Annotated in this window: 3 protein-coding genes; 2 read left to right on the plus strand and 1 reads right to left on the minus strand. The window is 71.3% G+C overall.

The genetic code is table 11. From position 1 onward, the window contains the following. Positions 1-1,350: 1,350 nt before the first annotated feature. Positions 1,351-2,010: a M23 family metallopeptidase gene (locus tag IH13_RS0104165; RefSeq protein WP_031081054.1), complete on the plus strand. Its 660-nt coding sequence runs from the start codon at positions 1,351-1,353 to the stop codon at positions 2,008-2,010. Positions 2,011-2,026: 16 nt separating this feature from the next. Here the strand turns inward: IH13_RS0104165 and IH13_RS0104170 are convergent, their stop codons facing one another. Further along, the gene (locus IH13_RS0104170; protein ID WP_031081056.1) at positions 2,027-2,620 is read right to left on the minus strand and encodes a TetR/AcrR family transcriptional regulator; all 594 of its coding nucleotides are present in this window, start codon (positions 2,618-2,620) and stop codon (positions 2,027-2,029) included. Positions 2,621-2,759: 139 nt separating this feature from the next. On the opposite strand from IH13_RS0104170, the gene IH13_RS0104175 reads away from it, so the two are divergent. Beyond that, the coding region (locus IH13_RS0104175; protein WP_063837391.1) for an MDR family MFS transporter at positions 2,760-4,314 on the plus strand (1,555 nt) is incomplete at its 3' end.

The raw sequence follows: 4,314 nt of genomic DNA on the forward strand, positions 1-4,314 counted from the left end.
GGGGTGGGCGTGGGGGCGAGGGGCCTGGCGGGTGCCGCAGGGGCCGTGGGGCCTTCTCCGCTCACAGAGCCCTCGGCCCGGAGCCCGCGCTCAGGTGCCTCGGCCCGGAGCCCGCATCCGTGGGGCGGGTCGGGTCCCGGGCGAAGGCCCCCGGCCGGCGCGGCGGCTCTTCCCCTCATCGGACCCGGCGCCTATGGCGGCTCGGGCCGGGCATGGGACCGGGACCCTCGGGCCTCGGGTTTCCTGCGGATCTGCGTCCCCGCCCCCGCCCGGGCGTCCCCGCCCTGGCGTCCTGCGGGGTATGGCGGCTCGGCCCCACCGGTCGGGCTCGGGCCCGTGGCGGCCCGAACCGGTCGTGCGGGGCGCGGAGCGCGGGGCGGCGGGCGGTGTAGGCGGGCAGAGGGCCATGCCCCCACCCCGGAAGGGCCGAGACGCCGAGGCTCGGGGCGGGGCGCCCGTCCTCGTCCTGCCGGCCCCGGCCGCAGGACACCGGCCTCCGGCCGAGGGGGCCGGGCATGGAGCCGTGGGACGCGGTGTTTGTCGGGCCCGTGGTGCGCGGCCGTCCTTGGTGTGCGGCACCGGCCGCCGGCCGAGAGGGCCCGGCCATGGAGCCGTGGGGCCTAACGTTTGTCGGGCCCGTGGTGTGCGGCCGTCCTTGGTCGTGCGGCACCGGCCTCCGGCCGCCAGGGCCCGGCCATGGAGCCGTGGGGCCGCGGCGTTCGTCGGGCCCATGGGCGCACCCGGCCCCGGCCTGCCGGCCCCGGCCGTACGGCACCGGCCTCCGGCCGAGGGGGCCCGGCCATGGAGCCATGGGGACGCGGCACCCGCCGGGCCCCCGCCGGGCCCGGGGCGCACAGGACGCGGGGCGCACAGGACGCGGGCAGCACCGAACCGTCGGGCGACCGTCCGGGACGCCCCGTCCGAGGTGCCGCGCGCGGTCCCCGACGAGCCTCTCGGTACCCCGGAATCGAGGCCTCCGGAGGGCTCGCCGGTGACAAGGCGCACAGCCCTTTTCGGGTCTACTACGCGCCCTAGGAGCAATGCCCCCGCCCCCCGCCGGGACCTTGGTCCCGTACGTCCCGAGACTTTCGGCGTTCGGGGCGAAACGCCGCGATCGGGGGCCCGTGTCCCAGAAGGACGCGGTTCGAACAGGGGTTAAACCTGTTCCGGGGAACCTTCCCGGGAGATCTCCGCGGGCCGCACGACGTGCCTCCGCGTTCCATTCCCGCGCCCGCTTCTACGGCTTTTCATCGTAGATGGGGTGTTTGGGCGATTCGGGGGGCCCGGGTTACCAAGGTGGAGCAAGCCCGGTCGACGCCGGGTCCAGTCACCCCGGAGGTTCTCCCCCGCATGTCGAAGCGCGTTACGTTCCAGCACTCCCGCCGCCCGTCCATGTCCCGCGTCAGTGGCGCCGTCGTGGCCGCAGGCCTGGGTGCGTCGATGGTGTTCGGTGCGGGCGCGGCGTTCGCGTCCGGCACGACGGGTACCGCGGGCACCGCGGCCCTCGCCGGCGCGGCCACCACCGCCGACTCCGTCGCCCAGCAGGCGACCGCCCAGAGCAAGGCCGCCACCGCCGCGAAGAACAAGGCGGCGGCCTGGAAGACGCCCGTCAACAAGTACGTGCTGAGTGCCACCTTCGGCACCGGCGGCGACCGCTGGAGCAACAAGCACTCCGGCCAGGACTTCGCCGTGCCGATCGGCACCAAGGTCGTGGCCGCGCACTCCGGCACGGTCGTCAAGGCCGGCCCCAACGGTGGCGGCGACGGCCCCGCGTACGGCAACGCCATCGTGATCAAGCACTCCAACGGCAAGTACTCGCAGTACGCCCACCTCTCGAAGATCCAGGTGAAGATCGGGGAGCACGTGAACACGGGCGAGAAGATCGCCCTGTCCGGCAACACCGGTAACTCCAGCGGTCCGCACCTGCACTTCGAGATCCGGACGACCCCGAACTACGGTTCGGCGATCAACCCGGTCTCCTACCTCAACTCGGTGCACGTCCGCGTGTGACGCGCGGTGCCCGTCCTTAAGCGGCGGGCCCGGCGGGGCCCCCTTCGTGGGCCTTGCTCACCAGCTCGACGGCGACCTCGAGAGCAGCCTTGCGCTTCTCCTCGGGGTCGCCTTCGGCGTCTCTGAGGGCGAAGAACCCCGCGTGCATGGCCATCAGCGCCGTGAAGCAGCGCACCTGGTCGGTGAGCGGGGCGTCGGGGTCTTTGATCAGGTCCACCAGGGCGATGATCCGGTGCTTCATGGTGTGGCCGATGCTCAGGTCCCGGACCGTCGCCTGGTTCTCCTGCATGAAGCGGAACAGCGGTGAGGCGAGTTCGAGGGCCTCGCTGTAGCGGACCAGGATCTCCTTCTTCGTCTCCAGCGTCCGCGGCTGCTCCGCGCCCCAGGCCAGCAGCTCCTCGACCGGCCGGTTCAGATCCTCGAAGATGCCGTTGAGGATGTCTTCCTTGGTCTTGAAGTGGTAGTAGAGGGCCGCCTTGGTGACATCCAGCCGCTCGGCGATCTCGCGGAGCGAGGTCTTCTCGTACCCCTGCTCGGCGAAGAGCTCCAGGGCGACGTCCTGAATGCGCTGGCGGGTGTTCCCCCGACGCGGTTGCGGCGTGCTGCCCATGAGACGACTCTCCCTCAACTTACTTGACGCCCGGCTAGTTACGGGTCTACTTTTCCCCAGTGTAGTCAGCTAGCCGGGCGGCAAGTAAGTGCTGTTCCGGGGACCGGCAGCGGTAACGGGGACCAGGGGAGCGCGTGACATGGCGGAACTGAAGAAAGCGGCGGCGGCCGGGAAAGCGGAACCACAGGCACGCAACGTCCGGGTGGTCGTGCTCGCCCTGATGATCGCGATGCTCCTGGCCATGCTAGACAACCTCATCGTCGGCACCGCGATGCCGACGATCGTCGGTGACCTGGGTGGTCTGGAGCATCTGTCCTGGGTGGTCACCGCCTACACCCTGGCCACCGCGGCCTCCACCCCCATCTGGGGCAAGCTCGGCGACATGTACGGGCGCAAGGGCGTCTTCCTCACGTCCATCGTGGTCTTCCTGATCGGCTCGGTGCTGAGCGGAATGGCCCAGGACATGGGCCAGCTGATCGGGTTCCGGGCGATCCAGGGCCTCGGCGCGGGCGGTCTGATGGTCGGCGTCATGGCGATCATCGGCGACCTGGTACCGCCCCGGGAGCGCGGCAGGTACCAGGGCATGATGGCCGGCGTCATGGCGTTCGCCATGATCGGCGGGCCGCTGGTCGGCGGCACCATCACCGACCACCTGGGCTGGCGCTGGAGCTTCTACATCAACCTGCCGCTGGGCGCCGTCGCGCTGGCCATGGTCACCGCGGTCCTGCACCTGCCCCGCAAGGAGCGGACCGAGCACCGCGTCGACTACCTCGGCGCCGCGCTGCTGACCGTCGGCATCACCGCGATCGTGCTGGTCACCACCTGGGGCGGTACCGAGTACGCCTGGGGCTCCGCCGTCATCATGGAGCTCATCGCGCTGGGCGTGGCCTCCCTCGTCGGATTCCTCTTCGTCGAGACCAAGGCCGCCGAACCGATCATGCCGCTGCACATCTTCCGCAGCCGCAACTTCGCCCTCATGTCGCTGGTCGGCTTCATGGCCGGTTTCGTGATGTTCGGCGCGGTGCTCTTCCTGCCGCTGTACCAGCAGTCGGTGCAGGGTGCCTCCGCGACCAATTCGGGGCTGCTGCTCCTGCCCATGCTGCTCGCCATGATGGTCGTCTCGCTGGTCGCGGGCCGGGTCACCACGAGCACCGGCAAGTACAAGGTCTTCCCGATCGTGGGCAGCGCCCTGATGGTCACCGGCCTCTTCCTGCTCGCCAGCATGGACACGGAGACCACCCGCTTCACCTCGGGCGTCTACATGGCGGTCCTCGGGGCGGGCATGGGCTTCCTGATGCAGATCACCATGCTCGTCGCGCAGAACAGCGTCGAGCTGAAGGACATGGGTGTCGCCTCCTCCTCCACCACCCTCTTCCGCACGCTCGGCAGCTCCTTCGGCGTCGCGATCATGGGGGCCCTGTTCACCGGACGCGTGCAGGACGAGATGGCGGCGCGCGGCGGCGGGGGCGTCACCGAGCGGTCGGCGCAGCTGGACGCGGCGAAGCTGCCGGCCGCGGCGCGTGAGGCGTACGAGTACGCGGTGGCCTCGGGCACGCACATCGCGTTCCTGGTGGGCGGATCCGTCGCGATCCTCGCCTTCCTGGCGGCGCTGTTCGTCAAGGAGGTCCCGCTGCGGGGCACGGCGAAGCCGTCGGCGGACGAGTCCGGCACGGCACCGGCCGGGCCCGCCGCGA

The organism is Streptomyces sp. NRRL WC-3549 (genome assembly GCF_000721935.1).
In the GTDB taxonomy this organism is placed as follows: domain Bacteria; phylum Actinomycetota; class Actinomycetes; order Streptomycetales; family Streptomycetaceae; genus Streptomyces.